The organism is Thalassospira sp. MCCC 1A02898 (genome assembly GCF_001618185.1).
Classification (GTDB): domain Bacteria; phylum Pseudomonadota; class Alphaproteobacteria; order Rhodospirillales; family Thalassospiraceae; genus Thalassospira; species Thalassospira tepidiphila.
Genome location: NZ_LPXK01000013.1, coordinates 332,622 through 357,632, shown reverse-complemented (window position 1 = coordinate 357,632; position 25,011 = coordinate 332,622). Strand labels below are relative to the sequence as shown.

The window sequence follows — 25,011 nt, the reverse complement described above, 5'->3', positions numbered from 1 at the left end:
ATTTTCAGAATTTCCCAGCTCCAAGGGCAGGGGAATTTAGGAAATTCTAAAGAAATACCCGAAAGTATATAAAACATCTGCATCGAACTATTGTTTTAGGAACCCGATTAGCAGTATAAGTAAGAATAAATATAAAAATTGGGACACGCGCCTGACTAGTTAAACGGCAGACTTATGCCGCCCAAACAGGAAGTTAGGGAGCCAGAGCGCGTCATGTCGGATACGACATTTGAAGTTATGGTCCAGCGTGGGGATCGCTGGATAATCCATTCGACATTTGATGTCGAACAGGAGGCGGTTACAGAAGCTGAAAAGCTTGTGAAAACCAAGATCTCTGCCGTGCGCGTTATTCGTAACTGGGAACGCGGCGACGGTCGTCATATTGAAAAGGTACTTCTCGAAAAACAAGGTGCGGGCGAGGACCAGGACGATGACGTTCGGGTAACTTCGATCGACGAAGCGCCGTTGTGCGAGACGGATAACGACCTTTTGCAGAAAGAAAGCCGCGCGACCATCAACCGGTTGCTGCGCAAATATTTTGAACAGGAAATTCTGACGCCTTGCGAGGTAATGTACAATTACCAGAACCTTCGCAAGCTGATGTTCCATGACACCTTGATGCCGACTGCGGTTGACAAGGTTGCCGGGCTTCATGCCAAGGCGACTGACGGCGATCACATTGAGGCGATGAACAACCTTCATGGCGCGATTGAGCAGCTCTCTGCGCGTGCCCGCGAAGTTGAAAAAGTCGATCTGCCGGCATTCGAAGACGCCACCATTTCGGAAGTGCGTGACGAAATCCGGCGCCTCAATCTTGCGGAAGATACTGACTTCCTGACCATGGTCGCGCTGACGCGTGTGCTGTCCTCGACCCGTAACTGGGTCGGGAAGCTTGACCTCGCGCTCAAGGTCAAGGGCGATGAAAAGGACGAAGCCGCCCGCAAGATGATTGATGACGTGATCGCCGATATTCTCGGTTCTCCCGTCGCACTCAAGGAACTGCTTGGCGGTTCCCGCAGCTTTGGCGAAGCGGTGACCCTGCACATTGATCTTGCACTTGGCCGCGCAAAGGGCAATCGCGGTGCTGCCGATGACATTCTGGAACTTCTGAACCCGCTGTTTGGGTCTGGTCTTTTGGCCAACAGTCAGGAAGCGATGTTTGATTACATCGTTCGCGAACTGCGCAGTGCCAATAGCCTGCAACGCCACGAAAGCGATCCGGATCCGCTCGACGGGATCCTTGAACGTCTGATCACAGAGCAGGGCGTGATTTATGGCACGCCCATGGTCAGCGCGATTGCCGAACGTGGTGCTCGGTTGCGCAATGTTGGCGGCCCAAGGGCCCTGATCGAAGGTGTTGCAGAAATCAACAGTCGCCTGATCCCCAACTTCCGGAAACTGACCTGGCTTATCGCGGTTGCCAATAGCGGGATCGTCGAAGACTTTGCCGACGAACTTTACGAAATGATGCGCGACGCTGTCGGTGATATGCGTGCTTTGCGCGCGTTCTGTGAGCCGGACGCCAAGCCACGCGACAAAATGGCGACCGTCAAACATATGAATGACGTGCTTGCGGCATCAAACGTTCCTGATGAGCAGAAGGCGGAAATCGGCGCCAAGCTTGATGACGGGCTGGCAGAGTATCTTGTCCGCGAGAAGGTGATTGAACGCATTGATAATCCGAGCCTGCATTTGCGCAAACGCGCCTATATGCTGGTTCAATTCTGTTCAAGCGGTGTTCTGATTGAGGGCAAATCGGCTGCCATGGCCCGTAAAAGGGTGGTCGGGTATCTGAAACAGCCCAACTTTACCGACAAATTGGTCGATGACATCAAGGACATGACGACCAAGGAAGGCACGATCCGCGATTTCTATGCATTGTTGCAACGAAGCGGATTCTGAGCCGAAGAATTCTTTTGGCGTTGAATGATCAAAACACCCCACGAAAGCCGGTTGGCAAGAATCGTGGGGTGTTTGTCATTGTTGCCACATACGGGATTTGGCATGATGTATCTCTGACAAGGAGCTACGATGATGTCCAACTCACCCCACACCCCAAAATTAGTCGCCTGCCACGCCTTTGACGGTGTCATGAGCCTTGATGTCATCGGACCGCTTCAGGTGTTCGGCTCGGCAAATGACGAACTTTCCGCGCTGGGACGGCCACAAGGATACGAAGGGATCGTTGTCGCCGGGGCGAGTGGGCAGGTAAGGACATCCTGTGGTGTGCGAATATATGCCGATATGGCGTGGCGTGACCTTGATCTGGACACGGTCGATACTCTGCTGGTGCCAGGTGGTGTCGGTGTTCTGACAGAATGCAAAGAACCGCAAATCCTTGATTGGGTCAGAAAGGCCGAAGGCATCGTACCACGGCTAGGCTCGATCTGTTCAGGTGCGCTTATTCTGGCAGAGGCCGGGGTGCTTGATGGCAAAATGGCCACAACTCACTGGTCGCGTTGCGAACAAATGGCAAGGGATTACCCGGCAATCCAAATGATGGGGGATCGGCTGCACAGCTATGATCCCGCGGGCCTCGATGGCGATCCACATGTTTTCACATCGGCTGGCGTCACCGCCGGGATTGATCTGGCACTGGCGATTGTCGAGGCCGATTTTGGGCGTGCCTTGGCCTTGTCCGTTGCGCGCAGGCTTGTGATGTTCCTCAAACGGCCCGGCGGGCAGGCACAGTTCAGTGCCTACCTGATCCCTGAAACAGGTGCCACAGCACGGCTTGCAAATCTGCTTGAATGGTTGCCTGGCAATATCGCCAAGGATTTGTCACTTGAAACGCTGGCCGAACGTGCCGGGATGACACCACGCACTTTTTCACGGGTGTTTGCGCGCGATTTGGGGATGAGCCCGGCACGTTATGTCGAACGTGTCCGGGTAGAAGCCGCCCGCGCGCTGTTGCAGGACGAAGCCCTTGCGATTGGGCAGGTTGCCGAGTTGTGTGGCTTCCGGCATCCGGAAACGCTGCGCCGGGCATTTCAGCGACATCTTTCTGTCAGTCCCCAGGAATATGCGGAGCGCTTTGCCCGCAAATCATTAGTCACCGCAAACTAGCGACGGTTTGACGGCTTTCATCACAGTTTGAATTTCAGGAGTTGGAAACATGTTGTTGCTGACCAATGGATCATTGCGTCTGCTTTTCTTCGCACAGGCGCTGTATTGGTCCTGTTCACTGATCGGCATTACCCTGACATCGCTTGTCGGTGTATCGCTTGCGCCCGCGCCATCCATGGCAACTTTGCCACTTGGAATGCTTATGGTCGGTAATCTCGTATCTGTTCATCCACTTGCCATGTTGATGCAGCGTCGTGGACGACGTGTTGGGTTGTTTGTCGGGGCACTCTTTGGGGTTTTGGGTGGCCTGATGGTGGCTTACGGCATCTATATCGGTTCGTTCTGGCTGATGACGCTTGCCGCCGCACTGATTGGCACCTATCAGGCGTCGGCTATGTATTATCGTTACGCCGCGCTGGAAACTGTCGCGCCATCCGAAAAGGGGCGTGCTGCCGCCCTTGTTCTGGGCGGGGGTGTTGTTGCCGCGCTAATTGCCCCTGAGATTGCTGTTGCCAGCCAAGGCATGTTTCCGGTTCCGTTTGCCGGGGCCTATGTGGCGCTGGCAGGTCTGGCGGCCCTGGGCGCATCCTTGATGATCATGTTGCCAGACGGTGGCATTCCGCAACGTGCCGGGTCGAGCAGGGCAGTCATGTCCGATCTGTTGCGTCGCCCAGTCATTCGCGGGGCAATCGCCATCAGTGCCGCCGGGCAGGGTATTATGGTCCTGGTCATGACAGCGACGCCGCTTGCGATGAAGTATTGTGGCTTTGATGTGGATGTTTCGGCCAACGTGATCCGCTGGCATTTAATCGGAATGTTCTTGCCGGCCTTCGTTGCCGGGCCAATGATCGACCGGTTTGGGCCACGCCGGGTCGCATCATTCGGGGCGTTTGCACTGGTAATAAGTGTTGGTGTTGCCGTCTCGGGCATTTCGGTTGCCGCTTTTCTGATCAGTTCGTTCCTTCTGGGGATTGGCTGGAACATGATGCTTTTGGCGGGGACGACGATGCTAGGCGAGGGGCATGATGCGGCGGAACGCGGGCATGCTCAAAGCCTGATGGAGCTTGGCAACAGTGGGACGGCGACAGTCGCCACAATTGCCAGCGGTGCATTGATCGCCGGTGCCGGCTGGAGCCCGATCAACTTTGGTGTGTTGCCGGTTTTGGGTGTTGCACTGATTTTGATGTGGCGGGGATATGCCGGAAAGCAAGCAACCGCAGGCGTATGAAATCAAAAGAAACCGCCGGTCAAGACGACCGGCGGTGAAGTTGCAGGGCGAACGGGGATCGTCGCCCCGGCGCGACTGAAGTCGCTTGCACCCTAAACCGTTCGTGATGGACGAGAACGGGCTAGGTGCATGTGTAAAGGCAATAAAAAACCGGCCATCAGGCCGGTTGGGATACCAAACTTGTCGCATTGCCTGCGACGAATTCCTTGATCTTCTGCAAAACGAAATCGCGTGAACTGTTTTCGCGGGTACGGAACAGGACTTCTCGGTCCTGAATGACCAGCCCCATGTAAACAGGGTCGTTATGACCTTCCTTGGTCATTTTGAGGGCGCGAAGGGTATGACCGAGATCATCCGTGCTTTGATAGATCGTACGCATTTTTCTCCAACCAGCATTTACGTCAAAAGACGGTGAAAAACCAATCGACCACACCGTTATGACAGCTGTTTTTTTCTGTCCGATGACAGCCGTGTGATGGTTTGAAGACTCTTTTCCCAATCAACCGGGAAATGCAGTGAGCAATGCAGGCAAAAAGCTGCTGGTTTTATTTGGCAGGACTGTTAAAAAGAAAACGACCTTAACGCCGGTTTCGGGCATTGACATGGGCCATGGCGATGTTTAAGAAAGGCGTCGTTCCGCAGGGAACACCAAGGACATAAAGGGCAAGTGGCCGAGTGGCTGAAGGCGCTCCCCTGCTAAGGGAGTATAGGGTCAAAAGCCCTATCGAGGGTTCGAATCCCTCCTTGCCCGCCATTGATTAAAGCACCCCAAAAGGGTGCTTTTTTCGTTTCGAGCCCACGCATTTGGGCCGTGGCCGACGCGATTGTTCATGGTGAGGCCAGATCGGTTCCCAAATCAGGTTGGCTCATCGCAAGAGATCAAAAATTACAACTGTTTAGTACATAGTGCCACCGGCGCAGCCAGCTTGATTTCGTCTGTTTCCTATGATCTATCTGACAAGCTCCAAGCCGAAGGTGGAACAGAAAAAAGGCTTGAGCGTTCTGGTGTGCAGCAAAACAAGAAAACAGACGGGGCCGGAATGACGAGCCAATTAAGCTATCTGAGCATTGATCGACGAGATGATCTGAGCCGGGAAGAATTTATTGACCAGTATCTTAAGCCCAAACGTCCCGTCATCATGCGCAGTTTCGCCGCAAACTGGCCTGCATTGGAAAAATGGTCTTATGACTACCTGAAGCAGGGCTGTGGCGATGTCGAGGTGCCGCTTTACAGCGAGGCATTTGCGAACTCGGACAACGACTATCTCGATTCAACCCAAAGCATGCCGTTTGGCGAATATCTTGATCTTATTCAGGCGGGGCCGACACCACTTCGCATGTTTTTGTTCAATGTGTTCAAGCATATGCCGCAACTGCGCGAGGATTTTTCATATCCAGACCTGGGCGTCACGTTCCTGAAAAATCATCCATTCCTCTTTGTTGGTGGTCAGGATGCGTATGTCGATATTCATTACGATCTGGATCACAGCCATGTTTTCCTGACGCAGATGACCGGCACCAAACGTGTGATCCTGTATGGAAGCGAAAACGGACGGCACCTGTATCAGCATCCGCTGACTGTTTCGTGCAATATCGATTTTCGAAACCCGGATCTGGAACGCTATCCCAAGCTTAAGGATATCCACGGCTATGAGTGCATTCTGGAGCCTGGGGATACCATCTTTATCCCCAGCCGCTGGTGGCATTTTATCGAATACAGCACGGCTGGCATCAGCCTGACATTGCGCGCCTTGCCTGAAACCTGGCCTGCGCGTGCGGCGGGTCTTGCCAGCATCTTCAAGCTTAAGGTCATTGACCAGTATCTCGGCAAGATGATTGGCGAAAAGAAGTGGTATCAGATGAAGGAAGACTGGGCACACGCCCGGGCGCGCAAAGCGTAAACTTGCCTAGGCCTTTTTTAGGATGATGTCATAGCCGTTTTGAACCCCGGCATGAGCCCATCGCGTCAGTTCCTTGCGGTTGTCAAATTCGGATACCGCACGGCTTGGGCTGAAATGGACTTTGACGGTACAGCCCGACGTTGCCATGAACCGCCAGAAATGGAAGGCAAGGGTTGTGTCGTCAAACCAGGGGTAAAGAACCGTTTCCGGTTCTGGCGAAGATCCACCCGCGCTGTCTTTCAGGCATAAAACGGTTATCGGCTGAACGTGGCAAACTTCAGCGATCTTTTCATCAAACACAAATTCCATCAGCGACGATTTGAACGGCAGGACGACAGTACCATCCGTACTTGTCCCTTCGGCAAACAGAACCAGCCGACGGTCTGGCAGGATCTTGTCGCGCAGAATCTTGATTTGTTCGTGCGACTTGATGGCCCGACGTTCAACGAAAATGGTTTGGCAACAACGCGCAAGGAACCCGATCCCCGGCCAGCCGCGAACTTCGGACTTGGCGATGAAATTTACGGTGAACAGCGCATTGATCACCGGAATGTCGAGGTAAGACGTATGGTTCCCCAACAGCAGCAAAGGAAGGGTTTCGTTTGGCGATCCGGTGACTTCGACCTTGATGCCGGTGATCTTGCGGGCACCAAGATGCCAGATGCGGACAATCTGGGAACTGGCCCGGAGCTTCAGACCTTCAAGGATCAGAAAAGGGATCAGCATCGCAAACAGCCACACCATCAGCGTCGTGAATTTGAGCCCTGCCTTCACGTGCTGTGCTGGTGTGATCGGTGCAGTGATGTGGGGTGTTGCCATCTGGTCCAAAGCGCTTGAAAACCCTTGTTTGACGTCACGGATGTCTCTTCTAACAGTAATCGCACTCACGCGTTTAGAGGTGTGAGATCAAGGCGATCAGCCTGCTTTTTGTAGAACCTGTAGTATTGGTCGGGAACCTTGGCGACATCTACCGTAATCAATACATCAAGCGTCTTGAAATCGGGATCAAGTGCGACGCCATCGCCAACAACGCCACCCAGCGACAAGTAGGCTTTGATCAGGGGGGGTAATTTCGCAAGGGCCTCGTCCGGATCAATGTCGTCTTTTGCCATGCGTTCCATCGACTGATAATCGAGTGCGCGCGCAATATGAGGTTCATCATCCAGCCGGTAGTGATGCAGGTATGACAGTTCGTAGGCGATCTTGTCGATATCGGTCGCATGGAAGCTTGCGCAGCCGAACAGATAGCGGATGTCATGATTGAAAATCAGCTTGGTGATACCGCGCCACAGAAGCTGAATGGCCTTGCCATCGCGATAGTCCTTGTGAACACAGGATCGGCCGACTTCCATGCAGTTGTCTCTCACAGCGCCAAGCAGGGGAATAGAGAACTCTTCCTGCGCGATGTATGAGAGATCTGCGGGTTTCTGTTGCGAGAGCAGCAATCTGGTGGTGGCGATGACTTTCTTGTCATTTTCATTATCCACGACCAGCAGGTGTTCGCAGAACGCGTCGAATTTATCGCTATCAAGGCCGGCCGAGTGTTGCTCGGTCATGGCTTTGGCGTGAAATTCGCCAAAGAAGACCTCAAAGCGAAGTTCTTGCGCCGCTTTCAGGTCTTGTTTGGTCTTGGCCAGATGAACAGAAAATCTACCGGATGCCATATTGGAAATTAATTCTGTTGTTCTAATGAAACTTGGTTACCGTCGCTTTTCGCGATGACAGAGTGATTTGTATCACATAATGAACTGTCTATGAAAACAATATGATAGCGTGAAATCGACCAGTGTTTTCGGGTGAATACCGTCGCGAATTGAAAAGCCCAAGGCGTATTGATGACAAGGTCAAATGCATCATTTGGTATTGCCGCGATCTGCCCAGTGACCAATCCAGAAAAATATTCTCTGCAGTATGGCATAAAGGTGGCCGGTGAAACGTTATCCTTACTGGGCTTGTCGCAATTTTGGGCAAAGTCCCCACATGAGTTTGGATATTTTTCACGATGACAGAGGTCGCCATGCCGTTCACAACCAGCTGGGTCAAAGCAATTACGACCGGTTTTGTTCTTGTCGGTGCCAGTCTTGCCCTGACAACACCTGTACAGTCACATCCGGCTAATCAGGAACATGATCACACTGTTGTCGAACTTGCCCAAGGTGGCGGTATTTTCAGTGATGAAGAACGGCGCATTATTCGCGATGTGCTTGATATTGCGACCGGGCAGACTGACCAAGATAGCGATAAAAAGAACAAGGGTAACAAGGGTAAAGGCAACAAAGGCTTGCCGCCTGGTATTGCCATGAAGCTTGAGCGCGGCGGCACGTTACCGCCCGGTATTGCCAAACGCGATTTGCCCGACAACCTGATTTCACGACTTCCTGCGCGCACGGACGGCGCGCTGCGTCAGATCGTTGGCGACGATGTTGTGCTGATCGAAAAGGGGACCGAGATCATTCTTGATGTGATCCGGGATGTTGCCAGGAACTAAGTGGCGTTGCCTGCATCCGACAGAAAGAAAGCGGCGCCTGATTGGCGCCGCTTTTGGTTCTGCAAGCGTGTTTGTCGGCCGTTTGCCCCTCAGGTGAAGGCGTTAAAGGTAATGATGGTCTGCGTATCCTTGATATGAGGCAGCTTGTGGATACTTTCGTTCACATAGCGCCCGATATCCTGTCCGTCATCAATATATACCTTGACCAACAATTCAAACGGGCCGGAGATGGAATAGACTTCGGAAACGCCTTCGACCTCTTCAACAAGCGCTGCTGCGACGTCATAGGCTTTGCCAAGTTCACATTTCACAAAGATGAAAAACGGATGCATCGGATCGGCTCCGGTTTGAAGTTGAATTCAGGACAAGCTACCTGCGTTGCATGATCCATGCAATCATCAAGCAGGATCTTGGTTTGGCCCCTTTGGGTCAAAGGACCTTGCTTTCGGCCTTTGCCGCGCGTTCCGTGACCGCGTCGAGCGTTAGATCCCAAACGGTGGTGCCTTCGGTTTCTGCCGTCAGGCTCGCCATCGCGAGGCCCGATGCTATTGCATCGTCAAAGCTCGTATGTGGTTTCGAGTAAGCCGACAGAAAACCGGAATAGAAGGCATCACCCGCACCATTGACGTCCTTGACCTTGGTGGGCAACGGATGCCAGAACGCCGTCCCCGATGCTGACGAGGACACAACCCCCTGGGCACCAAGCGTGATCACGACATCGGGGATACCCTTGCCGCGCAAAAGCTCGACCGCGACCTTCGCCTGCGCAAGATCGTTGATCTCGATACCCGTCAGGATGCGTGTTTCAGCACGGTTGGCAATCAGCAGGTCCAGTTTATCAAGCACCGGCTTGAACCTTACTGCCTTGCTGGGGGAAACAGTGGCTGCACAGAATTTTGTCGTCTGTTTGTTTTCGGCAAGCCAAATGATGCTTTCGGTCGGCAGGTTCGCATCAACCAACCACCATGGCCGTGCCTGAAGGTTTGCCAGATGCGGTTCAAGGCGATCAATGGTCAGCAGGTTATAGACCTCGGCATTCATCATGCCGAGCGCAAGTTCGCCGGTTTCATCAAGAAGGGCCGTGTAACCGGCCGTTGCCATGCCACTGATCTTCATCAGATGGCGGGTATCGATCCCAAGTTCGGACAGCGCCTCGATCACCTGATCGCCATCCCCGTCATCCCCGACAGCACCCAGCATCGCGACATTATTGCCCAGAAGCCGCAGATGCACCGCAATGTTGCGGCTGACACCGCCAGGTTTGCGATGCAAGGTCCGAACCGGGTTCGAGGCAGCGGGAACAAAAGTCTCGGTACATTGCAGGGTGCGGTCGAAATGGGCGGCACCAAAGCAAAGAATGTTGGCATTAGGCGTCATAGACAACGGGTGCTCTTTGTCGTGGGACGTCACGCAGGTGACGGTCATGTGCTGTAAGCGATGTTGATAAGCCTCAAGCGCGCATGAAGGCAAGGAAAACAAAAAAGGCAGTCCGTTACAGACTGCCTTTCGGTCGTTTGATCACGCAGAAAACCTGTTTATTTCAGGTTGATGCGACCCTTGGTCGTCGGGGTCAGTGGCGAATTAAGCCCGATATAGTCGGCAACAGCCTGTTCAAGGTTCGGTCCGAAGTCATAAACATCGGTGGCATTATCCCGGAACAGGGCGTAACCATCACCGCCATTACGCATGAAGTCGTTGGAAACAACTCCATACATTTTGCCGGTCTCGATCGGTACGAAGCCGTTGCCATCAGCAACCATGACGTTTGAAACACGCGATCCGGCAGGTTGCGACAGATCAAGGTCAAATTTCAGGCCCGCAACCTGCGGAAACTGGCCTTTGCCTTCCTCGACAAGCGATACACCATGTTCAAGCGATGCAACGATATCCGCACCGGAAAGCTTGAAGGTTGCCAAGGCGTTCTGGAACGGCAGAACCGTTAGGACTTCACCCATGGTAACCGTGCCTTCATCGATGCTTGCACGCACACCGCCGCCGTTCTGAATGGCGATCTGATATTCATCACCAGCCTTCCAAAGCATCGCATCGGCAACCAACGAACCCATGGAACATTCCATCTTGCGGCAGATTTCGCGCGACCCATCTGCACGTGCCGTGAAGCTACCAACTTCAAGGGTGCGAACGGCATCAACCTGACCGCTGGCTTCAGAGATAACGGCAAGAACGTCCTCGGCCGGTTTGATGCTGGCATCAAGGGCGATCGGATCACCCGACCATGCGGTTGCCACACCGGCATCATCAAATGTGACGTTCAGGTCGCCAAGGTAACGGCTATAGGCATAAGCTTGGACGATCAGAACAGGTTTGCCATCGGCACCATTTTTGACGACCGGGTAGGGATGGGATGCCTTGTCATCACTGTTGGAAAACAGAAGATGGTCATGACCGCCGACAATCACGTCAACACCAGTGACATCGTTGACATACTCAAAATCGGCGTATGAGCCCGAATGGCTGAGAGCGACAATTTTGTTGATGCCCTGGGTGGTCAAGCGATCGACTGAGCTTTGCAGTGATTGTGCAAGGTCGTTGAACTTGACGTTCGGACCCGCACTTGAAATATCGGCCGTTTCCGGTGTTGTCAGCCCGACGATACCAATACGTTCACCGCCAACCGTGATGATGGTTTCAGGTTTGATCAGTTCATTCAGACCATCCGTGGTGGCTTCGATGTTGGCCGACAGAATAGGGGTAAGGCTTTTTCTGATGAAGCTTGCCAGGACATCCGGGCCATCATCAAACTCATGGTTGCCAACCGCCATTGCATCATAATCAACAAGGTTCATCAGCTCAGCCGTCAGCGAACCCTTGTAGGTCGAATAGTAAAGGGATCCCTGGAACTGATCGCCTGCATCGACAACCAGAACATTGCCACCTTCGGCACGGGCGTCACGAATGGCCGTGGCAAGACGGCCATAGCCGCCAAAGCACTTGCCTTCGGCGTCGTCCTCGGCACTGCAGGTGTTATTGTATTTTGTGACCGATTCAACGCGGTCATGGACGTCATTGGTATGGATCAGACGCAAATCATAATCGGCCAACGCGCTTCCGGCACCAAGGCTGAGCATGGTGCAGGCCGACAGCAGCCCTGCAATTGTTCTTTTCATTCCTGTTCTCCAACAATAATCCACTCTTCCTGTCCCGATCGGGAGGGAAAGTATGAAAACGCAAATTTGTGGGTCGGAAAATCTTTGCCCCGCGGAATGCTAGCACCAAACTTTCGTGAACGGTATGTCCGGTTGTTGACGGTGTGGTTAAAATTACACATCGGTTGTGGTCGTAAATCCGCGCCGGTTCATTTATGTCGGGAAGAATCGGAAGCGCACCAATTTCAATCATTCGAGATTCAATCGTCCCAATTTGGTGCCATTTGCGCGCATCGACAAAGATAAATTACCGTGCAGAAAAGGATGCTTCAGGTTTGAGCCTGATCGGCCCAAAAGTAAGGGAAACCCCGCAGATATGCGATTTGAAGTTCCGGTTGTAGTGCATTGGTGCTGACCAAGTGGACAGGTCTGTGCAACGTGTTGCGTGCTCAGCTATTTACAGGGCACTATATTTTGTAGTTACCATGAGCATTCGCAGCATGCCAAACCGCGCTGCATTGGTCCTCGACCAACGCCGCTTTGCTTATGTTGCGAGACATGTGTTTTCGATGAGGGAGTTCCGCCAAACAAGATGGGCATTGGCGGAAAGATAATCAGAATTCAAACAAAGAAGGGCATCGGAATGAAAAAGCTTCTGACCTCGGTGGTCGCGGCTGTTGCTTGCTATGCAGGCGTTGCTTCGGCTGCAGAAATCAATCCGGCTGTGGTTTACGATCTTGGTGGTCGTTTTGACCGCTCATTCAACCAAGCGGCATACACGGGTGCCGAGAAGTACAAGGAAGATACCGGTACTGAGTATCGTGACTTCGAAATCCAGAACGATTCACAGCGCGAGCAGGCAATGCGCAACTTTGCGCGCCGCGGCATGAGTCCGATTGTTGCGATTGGTTTTTCCCAGGCTTCTGCACTTGAAAAAGTCGCTAAAGAATTCCCTGAAACCAAATTTACCATTGTTGACATGGTTGTAGACCTGCCGAACGTTCAGTCGGTGGTTTTCAAGGAACATGAAGGTTCGTTCCTTGTCGGTGTTCTGGCGGCTATGGCATCTGAAACCGGCAAGGTCGGTTTCGTCGGTGGTATGGACATTCCGCTTATCCGCAAATTCGCCTGCGGTTACGCACAGGGCGTAAAATATTCGAATGGCGATGCCGAAGTCTTCCAGAACATGACTGGCACTACCGGTGCGGCCTGGAACGATCCGGTAAAGGGTGGTGAGCTTGCAAAATCGCAGTTCGACCGTGGTGCTGATGTTGTTTACCATGCTGCAGGTGGTACTGGCGTTGGTGTGCTTCAGGCTGCTGCAGATGCCGGTAAACTCGGTATTGGTGTGGACTCCAACCAGAACGGCCTGCATCCGGGTTCGGTTCTGACGTCTATGCTGAAACGCGTTGACGTTGCTGTTTACGAAGCGTTCGAGGCTGCTGCCAACGATACCTGGGAGCCGGGCCTTACCATTCTGGGTCTTGCAGAAGGCGGCGTTGATTGGGCACTTGATGAAAACAACGAAAGCCTGATCACCGACGAGATGAAAGCAGCCGTTGCCGAGGCCAAGGAAGCAATCATTTCCGGGAACCTTGAAGTACACGATTACATGAGCGATAGCGCCTGCCCAATGTAAGGCAGACGTCAAAGCAAATCGGGGATTTGTCGTGTCGGATACGATGCATCAAATGCACGGCGCCGGGGAAACCGGTGCCGTGCAACCCGCTATTGAACTGCGCGGTATAGACAAGCGGTTCGGTGCGGTACATGCCAATAAAGAAATCGACCTGAAGGTCGACAAGGGAACTATCCACGGAATCGTGGGCGAAAATGGGGCTGGTAAATCGACCCTGATGAGTATTCTGTACGGCTTTTATCAGGCCGATGCAGGAACCATTCACGTCGATGGCAAGCTCTGTGAAATCAACGGATCAGAAGACGCGATCGCGGTCGGGATCGGCATGGTTCACCAGCATTTCATGTTGGTTGAGACGTTCTCGGTGCTTGAGAACGTTATTCTTGGCGTCGAAGGCGGTGCTGTTCTGCGCGACGGTGTTGAAAAGGCACGCGAAGAACTCAAGCGTCTTGAACGCGAATATTCGCTCAATATCGATCCGGACGCCACGGTGGGTGATCTTTCGGTCGGGCTCCAGCAACGTGTGGAAATCCTGAAAGCCCTCTATCGCGGGGCGGAAATTCTTATTCTGGATGAGCCGACCGGTGTTTTGACACCGCAGGAAGCTGATCACCTTTTCAGAATTCTTGATACCCTGAAAGAACAGGGCAAGACGGTTGTTCTGATTACCCACAAACTGCGCGAAATCATGGCCGCAACGGACAACGTATCCGTGATGCGCCAGGGCGCAATGGTGGCGCATCGCAAGACAGCCGAAACCAGCCCGGAAGAACTGTCGGAATTAATGGTCGGCCGTAAGGTATTGCTACGCCTTGAAAAAGGTGAATCCAATCCGGCTGCGACCGTGCTTAAAGTCGATAATCTTTGTGTTGATAATGCGCAGGGCGTTCGTAAGGTCAAAAATGCGACCTTCACCGTGCGCGCAGGCGAAATCGTCGGCATTGCCGGGGTATCTGGTAACGGACAAAGTGAGCTACTTGAAGCGCTTGGTGGTATCAGATCTGCCAGCGAAGGGACCGTGGAACTAAACGGGCAGGATGTAACGCCGGGCAAAGGTGTTGATGCCGCAGAGCTCCGTCGTCGCGGTGTCGCGCATGTGCCCGAGGATCGCCATCGCATGGCGATGGTCACGGCCTTTTCAGCCAAAGAGGCGGCCATTCTTGGCTATGAAGATGATCCTGGCTATCAAAAGGGCGGGCTTCTGGATTGGGATGCTATTTCAGCTGCCACAGCCAATATGATGTCGGAATTTGACGTTCGTCCGGACAATCCGGATTTGAAAGCTGCCAATTTCTCGGGCGGCAATCAGCAAAAGCTTGTTCTGGCGCGTGAAATCATGCGTGACCCGGAATTGCTTCTGGTGGGTCAGCCGACCCGTGGTGTCGATATCGGTGCCATTGAATTCATTCATAAACGTATTGTCGCCATGCGGGATGCAGGCAAAGCCGTCCTTCTGGTGTCAGTGGAGCTTGACGAGATTATGTCGCTTGCCGACCGCATTCTGGTGATGTGCGATGGGGCCATCATTGGTGAAGTTGCCGCGTCTGAGGCCAACGAACGCGTGCTTGGTTTGATGATGGCGGGCGTTGACCCAAATGAAGCCAAGGCAGCGGAGGGGCAGGCATGAGCAAGACTGTCGAACTGCCACGCTGGATTGATGTTGGCGCCTTGCCTTTGCTGAATCTGCTGTCGGCCCTCGTTGTGTCCGGGCTTGTGGTTTTGGCGATTGGTGAAAACCCGGTTCAGGTGGTTGAAATCCTGCTTTATGGCGCGTTTGGCTATGAAGAGGCATGGGGTTATACGCTTTATTACACCACCAACTTTATCTTTACCGGCCTTGCCTTTGCCGTCGCGTTCCATTGCGGGCTGTTTAACATTGGCGCCGAGGGGCAGGCCTATATCGGTGGCCTTGGTGTGACGTTGGCCGCCCTTTATCTCGATTTCCTGCCATTCCCGATCATGCTGGTTGTGGCGATGTTGGCGGCGATGATTTTTGGCGCGGCGTGGGCGTATATCCCGGCCTACTTGCAGGCGCGGCGCGGATCGCACGTCGTTATTACGACGATCATGTTCAACTTCATCGCCTCATCGCTGATGGTGTATCTGTTGGTCAATGTGCTTCGTCCGGAAGGATCGATGACGCCCGAAAGCGAACAGATCGCCGAACATTTGCGGTTGCCATTTATTCATGACATTGCGGGTGCGCTTGGCGTTGATATGGCGTCAAGCCCACTGAACCTGTCATTTGTTTATGCAATCGTCATCAGCGTCATGGTCTGGCTGTTTATCTGGCACACCCGTTGGGGCTATGCCATCCGGACAGTTGGTGCCAATGCTGTGGCGGCAACCTATGCCGGGCTTGAGCCCGGGCGTTTTATCATCATCGCGATGATGATCTCAGGTGCGCTGTCATCCTTCGTGGCGCTAAACGAAGTCATGGGTGTTCAGCACCGCCTGCTGATTGATTTCACCGCCGGGTATGGCTTTGTTGGCATTGCTGTGGCGCTGATGGGGCGCAACCATCCATTTGGCATCTTCCTTGCGGCTTTGCTATTCGGGATGCTCTATCAGGGTGGGGCAGAGCTTTCATTTGAAATTCCGACCATCTCGAATGACATGGTCGTGGTTATTCAGGGGCTTGTCATCCTGTTTACCGGCGCGATGGAACACATGTTCCGTCCGCGTGTGACGAAGATCTATACAGCCTGGCGTCTGCGCCATGATGCCGGGGAGGCCGCATAATGGATACATTTCAGCTGATTATCCTGTTGCTTGATGCAACGCTGCGAACCTCGACACCGCTTATTCTTGCGGCCTTGGCCGGGATGTTTTCCGAACGGTCCGGGACGATTAACCTTGCCCTTGAAGGCATGATGCTGGGCGGTGCGTTTTCGGCTGCTGCGGTTGCATTCTATGTCGGTAGCCCGTGGGTCGGGCTACTGGCCGCGATTGCAACCACGATTGCGCTTTCGCTTCTGCATGGTTTTGCATGCATCACGCACAAGGGCAACCAAGTGGTTTCGGGCATGGCGATCAATATCCTGATGTCGGGTCTGACCGCCCTTGTCGGGATTGCACTTTTTGCACAGGGCGGCAAAACGCCAGCGCTTGATAAAGGATCACGTTTCCAGCCGATTACGTTCCCAGGTGCCGACGCCGTTCAGGACGTTCCGGTTATGGGCCTGATTTATTCGGAACTGCTAAGCGGTCATAATATACTGGTTTATGTTGCCTTCCTCGCCGTTCCGGCAGCCTGGTGGGTGATGTATCGCACCCGGTTTGGCTTGCGTCTGCGCGCGGTTGGTGAAAACCCGGGGGCTGTTGATACGGCCGGCATTGGCGTTGTTGCGATGCGCTATCGCGCCGTGATTTGCAGTGGTGTGCTTGTTGGCATGTCAGGCGCCTATCTTTCAACTGCACAGGGCGCATCCTTCCTGCAGGACATGACCGCAGGCAAAGGCTATATCGCGCTAGCGGCCATGGTGTTTGGCAAGTGGCGTCCGTTCCCGGCATTGGCAGCTTGCCTGCTGTTTGGCTTCCTTGATGCGGCAGCCACACGTTTGCAGGGTGTCGTTCTGCCCGGTATTGGCGAAGTTCCGGTCCAGTTGGTGCAGGCATTGCCCTATATTCTGACGGTCATTCTTCTGGCCGGGTTTATTGGCCGGGCCATTCCGCCAAAGGCGCTTGGTCGGGCATACGTCAAGGAACGCTAAGGTTTTCGTGGTTCGGGTCTCGGCCTATGATACAGGCAGTCCCGAACCACTTTTCCAGAAATGTGCGCTTTGGTCAGGCGCGATAGGTAATCAAAACAGGATCAAACAAATGGTTGCTCATAAACAGGCTCCGCGCGATCTGATTGACGCGGCTCTTGCGGCTCGTGACAAGGCATATGCGCCTTATTCGAACTTCTTTGTCGGTGCTGCGTTGCGCACGACTGAGGGTAAGGTCATTTCAGGCTGCAATGTTGAAAATGCGGCATATCCCGAAGGCGTCTGTGCCGAGGCCGGCGCGATTTCGGCAATGGTACTGTCAGGGGAAACCCGTTTTGACGAGATCGTCGTTGTCGGGCTGGGCGATATCGCCTGTACCCCGTGTGGTGGGTGCCGCCAGAAGATCCGCGAATTTACCGGTCTGGATGCGACCATCTTTATCATCAATGATGCCGGTGAAACGCTTCTGACGCTCAGCCGTGAAGAACTTATTCCCCATTCCTTCGGGCCGGAGAACCTCAAATGAGCAATGTAAAAGCAGCGCTTGATGTCATTGCCGCCAAGGCACCGGGTTTCAAGGCGGAAGTCGCATTGGTTCTTGGCAGCGGACTTGGCGGTGTGGTTGACGCCGTAAGTGATGCGATCAGCATCGCCTACGAAGAATTGCCGGGCTTCCCGCGCCCCACCGTGGTTGGCCATGGCGGGACACTCGTTCTTGGCCGTATTGGCGGTGTGTCGGTCGCTGTGATGCAGGGGCGGGCGCATTATTATGAACATGGCCGATCGGATTTGATGGCTGAGCCGCTTGAAATTATGCGCGAACTTGGCGCAGAACGTCTGCTTTTGACTAATGCTGCCGGTTCACTGATCCCTGAGGCTGTGCCGGGCAGTCTGATGCTGATTACTGATCATATCAGCCTGTTTGGTCCCAATCCGTTGATCGGCTTTCACGGTAATGACCGTTTCGTCGGCATGGATGTGCCTTATGATCCTGAAATCGGGTCTGGGCTGCATGGCGCGGCGGCCAAGCTTGGCATAAAACTGTTCGAGGGAACCTATTGCTGGTGCACCGGGCCAAGCTTTGAGACGCCAGCGGAAATCCGCGCGCTCAAGATCCTTGGCGCGGATGCGGTCGGTATGTCGACCGTGCCGGAAAACATTCTGGCCCGCCGTCTTGGATTCAAGGTGGCCGCGGTTTCAAACATCACCAATCTGGCCGCCGGCATGAGTGCGACACCGCTTAGCCACGAGCAGACATTGGAAATGTCGAAAGCCGGTTCGGCCAATCTTATCAAGATATTGCTGCAATACTTTTCAAGCGCTTCCTGAAGTCGAATGACTTCAAAGCGTCTTATTTGAATTAACGACACGTGCGCAGGAGACAGCACATGCTGCCCCAAGAAATCATTCGCCGTAAACGCGAAGGCGAAGTTCTGACAGACGCTGAGATCGCCTTTTTCGTCAAGGGCATTACCGATAACAGCATCAGCGAAGGGCAGGTTGCCGCCCTTGCCATGGCAGTGTTCTTTAATGGCATGACCATGGACGAGCGCGCGGCCCTTACCCGCAACATGCGCGATAGCGGTACGGTTTTGGACTGGAAGGCACTTGGCCTTGATGGACCTGTGGTGGACAAGCATTCGACCGGTGGCGTTGGTGACAAAGTAAGCCTGATGCTGGGTCCGATTGTTGGTGCCTGCGGGGCGTTCGTGCCGATGATTTCCGGCCGCGGCCTTGGCCATACCGGCGGGACGCTGGACAAGTTTGACTCCATTCCGGGCTATCGCACCACACCAAGTCTTGACGAATTCGCCAAGGTCACCCGTGAAGTCGGCTGTGCCATTATCGGGCAGACAGCCGATCTGGCACCGGCCGATAAACGGTTTTATGGCATTCGCGACGTGACTGCGACGGTTGAGAGCATCCCGTTGATCACGGCGTCCATCCTGTCAAAGAAACTGGCAGCCGGGCTTGATAGCCTTGTCATGGATGTGAAATTCGGCTCTGGCGCCTTTATGAACGAGTATGAGCGCGCCCGTGAACTGGCCGAAAGCATTACCGAAGTTGCCACCCGCAACGGTGTTCCCACGGTCGCACTTTTGACCGATATGGAGCAGGTGCTGGGTGACACAGTTGGCAATGCACTCGAAATGCAGGAAGCAATCAACTTTCTGACCGGCAAGCATCAGGAACAACGTGTCTATGACGTCACCATGGCGCTGGCGGCAGAAATGCTGACCGTTAGTGGTGTGGCAGCCGATGTTTCCGATGGCCTGCGTATGGCAACAGAGGCGCTTGAGAGCGGCAAGGCAGTCGAGACCTTTGGCAAGATGGTATCAAGTCTTGGTGGTCCTGCGGACTTTGTCGAAAACACCAACAAGTATCTTGAAGCCGCCCCGATGATAAATACGGTCACAGCCGCCAAGACCGGCCGTGTTCTCTCGATGGATGCCAGAAAGGTCGGTCTTGCGCTGGTGTCGCTTAAAGGCGGGCGCACGCGGGCAGACCAGAAGATCGACTTTGCTGTCGGCTTTACCGATTTCATCAAGGTTGGACAGCCGGTATCGGCCGAAACACCAATTTGCCTGGCCCATACCCGTGACGATGCACAGCTTGAAGAAGCAACCGCCTTGCTGCGTGAAGCTATCGTGATCGGCGAGGGGGATGTCGATCCGACAGGTACCGAACCAGCTGTACGGGAACGGATCGTGGCACGCAAAAAGGCGTGATCGTTACCAAGTCAAAAGCAAAAAGCCGGGGATGAAACCCGGCTTTTTTGTTTTCTGCGCTTATCGAAGTTCGCCGTCAGCTTTCTGCGCGCATTTGCTTTCGACGGACAAGGCTTGCCAAATGGCTCAAGAGAAAGCATTTTGATCAGGAATGAAAATTTTCCAATAAAGATGAAAATTGAAAACAGAAGGAGAGAGGCATGGGGAAACTGGATCGGCGTCGTAGAGAGATTTTGGAGCTTGTCGCCTCCAACAGCTTTATGACCATTGATACCCTTGCCGAACATTTTTCTGTCACGCCACAAACCATCCGACGCGACATCAATGAAATGGCCGAAGAAGGCCTGATTGCCCGCTATCACGGCGGGGCTGCCAGTGTCTCGACCACCGAAAATACCGCCTATACCGACCGTCAAGTTCTAAACCTTGGCAGCAAGCGTGAGATCGCAAAGCTGGTGGCGCAACATATCCCCGAAGGCGCGTCTCTGTTTATCAATATCGGAACAACCAACGAAGAAGTCGCACATGCGCTTCTGGGCCATAAAAGTCTTAAGATCATTACCAATAACCTGCATGTTGCAGAAATCTGTGCTGCCAATCAGGGATTTGAAGTGATTATTGCCGGTGGCGTTGTGCGACAGCGCGATTTCGGTGTCATCGGCGAGGCCACCATTGATTTCATCAACCAGTTCAAGGTTGATTATGCGATTGTCGGGATTTCCGGTGTCGATGAAGATGGCAGCCTGATGGATTTTGATTATCGTGAAGTGCGCGTCGCGCGGGCGATTATTTCCAACGCCCGCCAAACATTCCTGTGCACGGATGCATCGAAATTCGGCCGTCGTGCGATGGTGCGCCTGGGACATCTTTCCGAAATCGACGCTCTGTTTACAGACCGTCATCCGGGGCCGGTTTGGGCCGATGTGATCCGCGAAGCCGATGTTTCGGTCTATACAGCCAACTAGAACCGCCAAGGGGCAGGGTGATTATCCGGTTAGCTATAGACGTGATCTTCGCGTTTGCCGGTTCGCATGGTGATCGGGCCCTGTGACGATCCGTTCAGCATCTGGGTCAGATGCGCATTATGTGCATCATCGATATCTTTGGTTTTGCCCGCCCAATAGACTTTGCCGTCATGCATCATCATCAGGTTCTGATAGCGGGTGCGGGCAATCTGCATGTCGTTGGTGATTGATATCACCGTGGTCCCGCGTTGTTCCGCAATCTTGCCAATCATGCGTTCGATATGGTTCGACAAAACCGGATCAAGCCCGGCGGTCGGATTGTCGAGCAACAGGATCGCCGGATCGGTGGAAATCGCCCGTGCGACACCAACGCGTTTTTGCATGCCGCCAGACAGGTCACTTGGTGTTAAATCCGCACTTTCCGATGCCAGACCGACAAGGCCCAACAGATCAAGGGCACGTTCCCTGGCCTCCTTGCGGCTGAGAGTGCCGGTTTCAATCTGACGAAAGCAGATGTTCTCCCAAACCTTCAAACTGTCAAACAGGGCATTTTGTTGAAACAGCATGCCGATGCGTTCCGCCCATGCGGCGCGTTTGGGCGCATTGGTTTGGCTAACATCATCGCCATCCAAAAGGATCTTGCCTGCATCGGCGCCGTAAATCCCAACCAGACATTTCATCAGAACACTTTTGCCTGCGGCAGACGGACCAATAATGGCCATGGTTTCGCCCTTGGGAAGATGCAAGCTGACATCATCAAGGGCAAGTTTGTCGCCAAACCGTTTGCTGAGATTTTCAACCGAGATAAAGGCCGGATGGGTCGCGGAGCTGGTTTCAGGCGTGGTCATTGGCAATCCGGATGATGAACGTGTTGGGCCGAGTTTCGGCAATTGCGCGGGTCTGGGCAAGGATCATTTTTACAAAAATGAAAACGGCCCCGCAAATGGGGGCCGTTTTGCAAAGATCGGGTGTTTGATAGCCGATTAATGCGACAGGATCTGGCTGAGGAACAGCTTTGTACGATCGCTTTTCGGGTTATCAAAGAACTCCTTCGGACCAGCCATTTCGACGATCTGGCCTGCATCCATAAAGATCACACGGTCAGCGACCTCTTTGGCGAAGCCCATCTCGTGGGTCACGCAAAGCATGGTCATACCTTCCTTGGCGAGTTCGACCATCACGTCGAGAACTTCCTTGACCATTTCCGGGTCAAGCGCCGAGGTCGGTTCATCAAACAGCATAATTTTCGGCTGCATGCAGAGCGAACGGGCAATCGCCACACGCTGCTGCTGACCGCCGGAAAGCTGACCCGGGAATTTGTGGGCCTGCTCGGCAATTCGCACACGCTCAAGGTAATGCATGGCCAGTTCGTTGGCTTGCTTCTTGGGCATCTTGCGAACCCAGATCGGGGCCAGCGTCAGGTTTTCCAGCACGGTCATGTGCGGGAAAAGGTTGAAGTGCTGGAACACCATGCAGACTTCGCGGCGCACGGCTTCGATGTTTTTTACATCGTCACCAAGCAAAATGCCATCGACGTAGACTTCACCGCTTTGATAGGTTTCAAGGCGGTTCAGGGTGCGGATCAGCGTCGATTTACCTGAGCCGGACGGGCCGCAGATAACGATACGCTCACCTTTGCGAACAGACAGGTCAATATCCTGAAGAACATGGAAATTGCCATACCATTTGTTCATCTTGTTGACGGTGATGACATCCTCTTTGGACGGAGGAGGCACAGCGCCGGTAGTGGGTTCAGTTGCTACAGTCATTGTTTTTTCCTCACTCCTTACCTTTGTTCGCCTTTGCGAAGCTCTTTTTCAAGATAGGCGGAATATTTCGCCATCGAGAAACAGATCAGGAAGAATATTGCCGCGGCGAAGGCATAACCTTCGACGTAATATTTGGTCCAGGCCGGGTCACTGCGCAGTGCCAGCTTTACCGTGCCAAGGAAGTCAAACAGGCCGATAATCACGACCAGTGTGGTGTCCTTGAACATGGAGATAAAGCTGTTGACGGTCGGCGGGATCACCAGACGCAGTGCCTGCGGTAAAATGATCAAACGCATCGACTGCCAATAAGACAGCGCAAGACTGTCACCAGCCTCAAACTGACCACGCGGAACGGCTTGCAGACCACCACGGAATACCTCGGCGAGGTAGGCGGCGGTAAACAGGATAATACCGATCTGCGCGCGCAGCAGCTTGTCGATGGTAACCCCATCTGGCAGGAACAGCGGGAACATGACGGATGCCATGAACAGAACCGTAATCAGCGGCACACCACGAATGACTTCGATGTACACCACGGAAACGGTTTTGATGGCCGGCATGTGCGACTGACGACCAAGTGCTAGCAGCAGCCCGAACGGGAAGGCAAAGATCACACCGATCGAGGACAGGATCAGGGTCAGCGGCAAGCCACCCCAATAGCTGTTCTGGACATAGGTAAGGCCAAACACACCACCCCACATGAGGATGGCAATAATCGGCACACCAATGACCCACATCGGAATGATTGCCTTGCGCAGGCTCGGATACTTAACCGCACCCAGACTGCCGCAAATAATGCCCATAAGAAGGATCATGGCAAGAAGCGGCCGCCATTGTTCTTCAAACGGGTAGGTGCCAAACAGAATCAGTCGTAAATTGGCATTAACGAACCCCCAGCAGGCACCTGTCGCTTCCGCGCAGGCCTCAATTGATGGCGCCAACGTCGCATTGATGATGGCCCACTCGACGATTGGCGGAATCAGCCAAACGAGGAATGCGATCGAACCAAGGGTCAGGAGGGTGTTGAACCATCCATCAAACAGGTTCTTTTTCGACCATGCCACGGCACGCTCGGAAAAGGTGCCGGTCGGAAGAGGAGGTAATTTTGCGTTTTCTGACATGTTACCTCTCCACCAGTGCCATTTTCTTGTTGAACCAGTTCATAAAGAGCGAGGTCAACAAGGACAAACCAAGATAGATCGACATGAAGATCGAGATTGCCTCGATCGCCTGACCTGTCTGGTTCATGGTCGTGTTGGAAACAGAAACCAGATCCGGATAACCGACGGCAACAGCCAATGAGCTGTTCTTGGTCAGGTTAAGATACTGGTTGGTCAGTGGCGGGATCGCGACACGCATGGATTGCGGCAGGATCACCTTGCGAAGCGCAATAGAACGGCGAATGCCCAAACTGTCGGCAGCTTCCCACTGGCCATTCGGAACAGCCTGAATACCGGAACGAACAACCTCGGCAACATAGGTCGAGGTGTAAACCGTAAGCCCGATCAGAACCGCCATGAATTCAGGCGAAATGTTGTAGCCACCCTGAATGTTAAAGCCTTTGAGGGCCGGCATGCTCATGTCGGTCGGTGCGCCACCTGCCAGATAGGCAGCCAGGACGAGACCAACGAAAATACCAATCCCGGCAAGAAGCATCGGGAAGGGCTGACCTGTGGCGTCCTGGCGTTTCTTGGCCCATTTCTTGACGAAATAGATCACAACGCAGGCAATCACGGCCGCAATGGTCATAAGGGTATAGGCGTTATCAGGTTCCGGCACCGGCAAATACATACCGCGCGACGTCAGCAAAACACCGGGCAGAGGCTCCAGCGCGTCGCGTGGATGCGGGAAAGCGCTTGGAATAAGTGCGTACCAGAAGAACAGTTGCAACAGGACCGGAATGTTCCGGAACGTTTCAACATACACAGTCGCAAGTTTGCGAACGATCCAGTTCGAGGACAGGCGCGCAATGCCAAAGATTGTCCCGATAATCGTACACAAAATGATCCCAAGCAGTGACACCTTCACAGTGTTAAGAAGACCGACCATCAACGCCGTCGCATAGTCGCTTTGGGCGCTGTAATCGATCATGGTTTCGCTGATCTCGAAGGAAGCTTCAAGATCAAGGAACCCGTAACCGGTTGAGATGTTCTGTTGTTCAAGGTTGTACAAGGTGTTGGACACCAGGTACCAGCCCGCAAGAACGATCAGTCCAATTGCGACGACTTGATAAAGCACCGCACGGACGTTTTCGTCATTGAGATAATCAACGAGGCCCTTGGAACGAACATCCCCCGGGGCATTTTGAGGCTTACTCATATGACCCTCAGGTGTAGATTGTATCCAAAATCAGCAAGCACCTAACGAAAAGCTCCGCCCATGCGTTCAGGCAGTGGGGCGGAGCTTCGT

General features: G+C 53.6%; 23 protein-coding genes and 1 tRNA gene. 14 read left to right on the top strand and 10 right to left on the bottom strand.

The window, feature by feature from the left end; translation table 11 throughout:
* Positions 1-213: 213 nt before the first annotated feature.
* The 3 genes from AUQ41_RS18370 to AUQ41_RS18360 all read left to right on the top strand — a co-directional run bounded on the left by AUQ41_RS18370 (position 214) and on the right by AUQ41_RS18360 (position 4,294).
* Positions 214-1,902 (top strand): hypothetical protein, encoded by a 1,689-nt coding sequence (locus tag AUQ41_RS18370; protein WP_063089746.1) that lies wholly within the window; start codon positions 214-216, stop codon positions 1,900-1,902.
* 129 nt (positions 1,903-2,031) lie between these two features.
* Positions 2,032-3,066, top strand: a complete 1,035-nt coding sequence (locus tag AUQ41_RS18365; RefSeq protein ID WP_232308452.1) for a GlxA family transcriptional regulator — start codon at positions 2,032-2,034, stop codon at positions 3,064-3,066.
* Positions 3,067-3,115: 49 nt separating this feature from the next.
* A complete protein-coding gene (locus AUQ41_RS18360; protein ID WP_063089743.1) occupies positions 3,116-4,294 on the top strand; it encodes an MFS transporter in 1,179 nt (392 codons plus the stop codon).
* A 157-nt stretch (positions 4,295-4,451) separates the two neighbouring features.
* On the opposite strand, the gene AUQ41_RS18355 is transcribed toward AUQ41_RS18360, so the two are convergent.
* Entirely contained in the window at positions 4,452-4,673 is a 222-nt protein-coding gene (locus tag AUQ41_RS18355; RefSeq protein WP_008890757.1) for a hypothetical protein, read from the bottom strand.
* A 282-nt stretch (positions 4,674-4,955) separates the two neighbouring features.
* Between AUQ41_RS18355 and AUQ41_RS18350 the strand changes: the two genes are divergently transcribed.
* Both AUQ41_RS18350 and AUQ41_RS18345 read left to right on the top strand, forming a co-directional pair.
* Positions 4,956-5,048: transfer RNA gene (locus AUQ41_RS18350), tRNA-Ser, on the top strand.
* 286 nt (positions 5,049-5,334) lie between these two features.
* Entirely contained in the window at positions 5,335-6,195 is an 861-nt protein-coding gene (locus tag AUQ41_RS18345; protein WP_040823827.1) for a cupin-like domain-containing protein, read from the top strand.
* Between the two features lie 6 nt (positions 6,196-6,201).
* On the opposite strand, the gene AUQ41_RS18340 is transcribed toward AUQ41_RS18345, so the two are convergent.
* On the bottom strand, positions 6,202-7,014 hold the full coding sequence (locus AUQ41_RS18340) for a 1-acyl-sn-glycerol-3-phosphate acyltransferase (protein ID WP_063089738.1): 813 nt from the start codon (positions 7,012-7,014) through the stop codon (positions 6,202-6,204).
* A gap of 65 nt (positions 7,015-7,079) precedes the next feature.
* Positions 7,080-7,859 carry a GNAT family N-acetyltransferase gene (locus AUQ41_RS18335; RefSeq protein WP_063089736.1) on the bottom strand — a complete coding sequence of 260 codons (780 nt, stop codon included), beginning with the start codon at positions 7,857-7,859 and terminating at the stop codon, positions 7,080-7,082.
* A gap of 338 nt (positions 7,860-8,197) precedes the next feature.
* Between AUQ41_RS18335 and AUQ41_RS18330 the strand changes: the two genes are divergently transcribed.
* Entirely contained in the window at positions 8,198-8,683 is a 486-nt protein-coding gene (locus tag AUQ41_RS18330; RefSeq protein ID WP_232308451.1) for a hypothetical protein, read from the top strand.
* 89 nt (positions 8,684-8,772) lie between these two features.
* Here AUQ41_RS18330 and AUQ41_RS18325 read toward each other — a convergent pair whose 3' ends face one another.
* The 3 genes from AUQ41_RS18325 to AUQ41_RS18315 all read right to left on the bottom strand — a co-directional run bounded on the left by AUQ41_RS18325 (position 8,773) and on the right by AUQ41_RS18315 (position 11,811).
* Positions 8,773-9,015 (bottom strand): Lrp/AsnC ligand binding domain-containing protein, encoded by a 243-nt coding sequence (locus AUQ41_RS18325; protein WP_063089733.1) that lies wholly within the window; start codon positions 9,013-9,015, stop codon positions 8,773-8,775.
* A 97-nt stretch (positions 9,016-9,112) separates the two neighbouring features.
* Positions 9,113-10,060, bottom strand: coding sequence for a carbohydrate kinase family protein (locus tag AUQ41_RS18320; protein ID WP_063089730.1), 948 nt, complete (start codon positions 10,058-10,060; stop codon positions 9,113-9,115).
* Positions 10,061-10,218: 158 nt separating this feature from the next.
* Positions 10,219-11,811 carry a bifunctional UDP-sugar hydrolase/5'-nucleotidase gene (locus AUQ41_RS18315; RefSeq protein ID WP_063089728.1) on the bottom strand — a complete coding sequence of 531 codons (1,593 nt, stop codon included), beginning with the start codon at positions 11,809-11,811 and terminating at the stop codon, positions 10,219-10,221.
* A gap of 622 nt (positions 11,812-12,433) precedes the next feature.
* Between AUQ41_RS18315 and AUQ41_RS18310 the strand changes: the two genes are divergently transcribed.
* The 8 genes from AUQ41_RS18310 to AUQ41_RS18275 all read left to right on the top strand — a co-directional run bounded on the left by AUQ41_RS18310 (position 12,434) and on the right by AUQ41_RS18275 (position 20,833).
* Positions 12,434-13,429, top strand: a complete 996-nt coding sequence (locus AUQ41_RS18310) for a BMP family protein (protein ID WP_063089726.1) — start codon at positions 12,434-12,436, stop codon at positions 13,427-13,429.
* Positions 13,430-13,481: 52 nt separating this feature from the next.
* Entirely contained in the window at positions 13,482-15,056 is a 1,575-nt protein-coding gene (locus AUQ41_RS18305; protein ID WP_063090131.1) for an ABC transporter ATP-binding protein, read from the top strand.
* On the top strand, positions 15,053-16,171 hold the full coding sequence (locus tag AUQ41_RS18300) for an ABC transporter permease (protein ID WP_063089724.1): 1,119 nt from the start codon (positions 15,053-15,055) through the stop codon (positions 16,169-16,171). The genes AUQ41_RS18305 and AUQ41_RS18300 overlap by 4 nt, the downstream gene beginning before the upstream one ends.
* A complete protein-coding gene (locus AUQ41_RS18295; RefSeq protein WP_063089722.1) occupies positions 16,171-17,142 on the top strand; it encodes an ABC transporter permease in 972 nt (323 codons plus the stop codon). The genes AUQ41_RS18300 and AUQ41_RS18295 overlap by 1 nt, the downstream gene beginning before the upstream one ends.
* A 109-nt stretch (positions 17,143-17,251) precedes the next feature.
* On the top strand, positions 17,252-17,665 hold the full coding sequence (locus AUQ41_RS18290) for a cytidine deaminase (RefSeq protein WP_063089720.1): 414 nt from the start codon (positions 17,252-17,254) through the stop codon (positions 17,663-17,665).
* Positions 17,662-18,468 carry a purine-nucleoside phosphorylase gene (locus tag AUQ41_RS18285; protein WP_063089718.1) on the top strand — a complete coding sequence of 269 codons (807 nt, stop codon included), beginning with the start codon at positions 17,662-17,664 and terminating at the stop codon, positions 18,466-18,468. The genes AUQ41_RS18290 and AUQ41_RS18285 overlap by 4 nt, the downstream gene beginning before the upstream one ends.
* Before the next feature lie 59 nt (positions 18,469-18,527).
* Positions 18,528-19,868, top strand: a complete 1,341-nt coding sequence (gene deoA / locus AUQ41_RS18280) for a thymidine phosphorylase (RefSeq protein ID WP_063089717.1) — start codon at positions 18,528-18,530, stop codon at positions 19,866-19,868.
* Between the two features lie 200 nt (positions 19,869-20,068).
* Positions 20,069-20,833 carry a DeoR/GlpR family DNA-binding transcription regulator gene (locus AUQ41_RS18275; RefSeq protein WP_008890742.1) on the top strand — a complete coding sequence of 255 codons (765 nt, stop codon included), beginning with the start codon at positions 20,069-20,071 and terminating at the stop codon, positions 20,831-20,833.
* 29 nt (positions 20,834-20,862) lie between these two features.
* Here AUQ41_RS18275 and AUQ41_RS18270 read toward each other — a convergent pair whose 3' ends face one another.
* The 4 genes from AUQ41_RS18270 to AUQ41_RS18255 form a co-directional block, all read right to left on the bottom strand.
* Positions 20,863-21,681, bottom strand: coding sequence for an ABC transporter ATP-binding protein (locus tag AUQ41_RS18270; protein ID WP_063089715.1), 819 nt, complete (start codon positions 21,679-21,681; stop codon positions 20,863-20,865).
* A gap of 135 nt (positions 21,682-21,816) precedes the next feature.
* Positions 21,817-22,602, bottom strand: coding sequence for an amino acid ABC transporter ATP-binding protein (locus AUQ41_RS18265; RefSeq protein WP_040823744.1), 786 nt, complete (start codon positions 22,600-22,602; stop codon positions 21,817-21,819).
* Positions 22,603-22,619: 17 nt separating this feature from the next.
* Entirely contained in the window at positions 22,620-23,723 is a 1,104-nt protein-coding gene (locus tag AUQ41_RS18260) for an amino acid ABC transporter permease (RefSeq protein WP_063089713.1), read from the bottom strand.
* A gap of 1 nt (position 23,724) precedes the next feature.
* Positions 23,725-24,921, bottom strand: coding sequence for an amino acid ABC transporter permease (locus tag AUQ41_RS18255; protein WP_063089712.1), 1,197 nt, complete (start codon positions 24,919-24,921; stop codon positions 23,725-23,727).
* Positions 24,922-25,011: the final 90 nt, after the last annotated feature.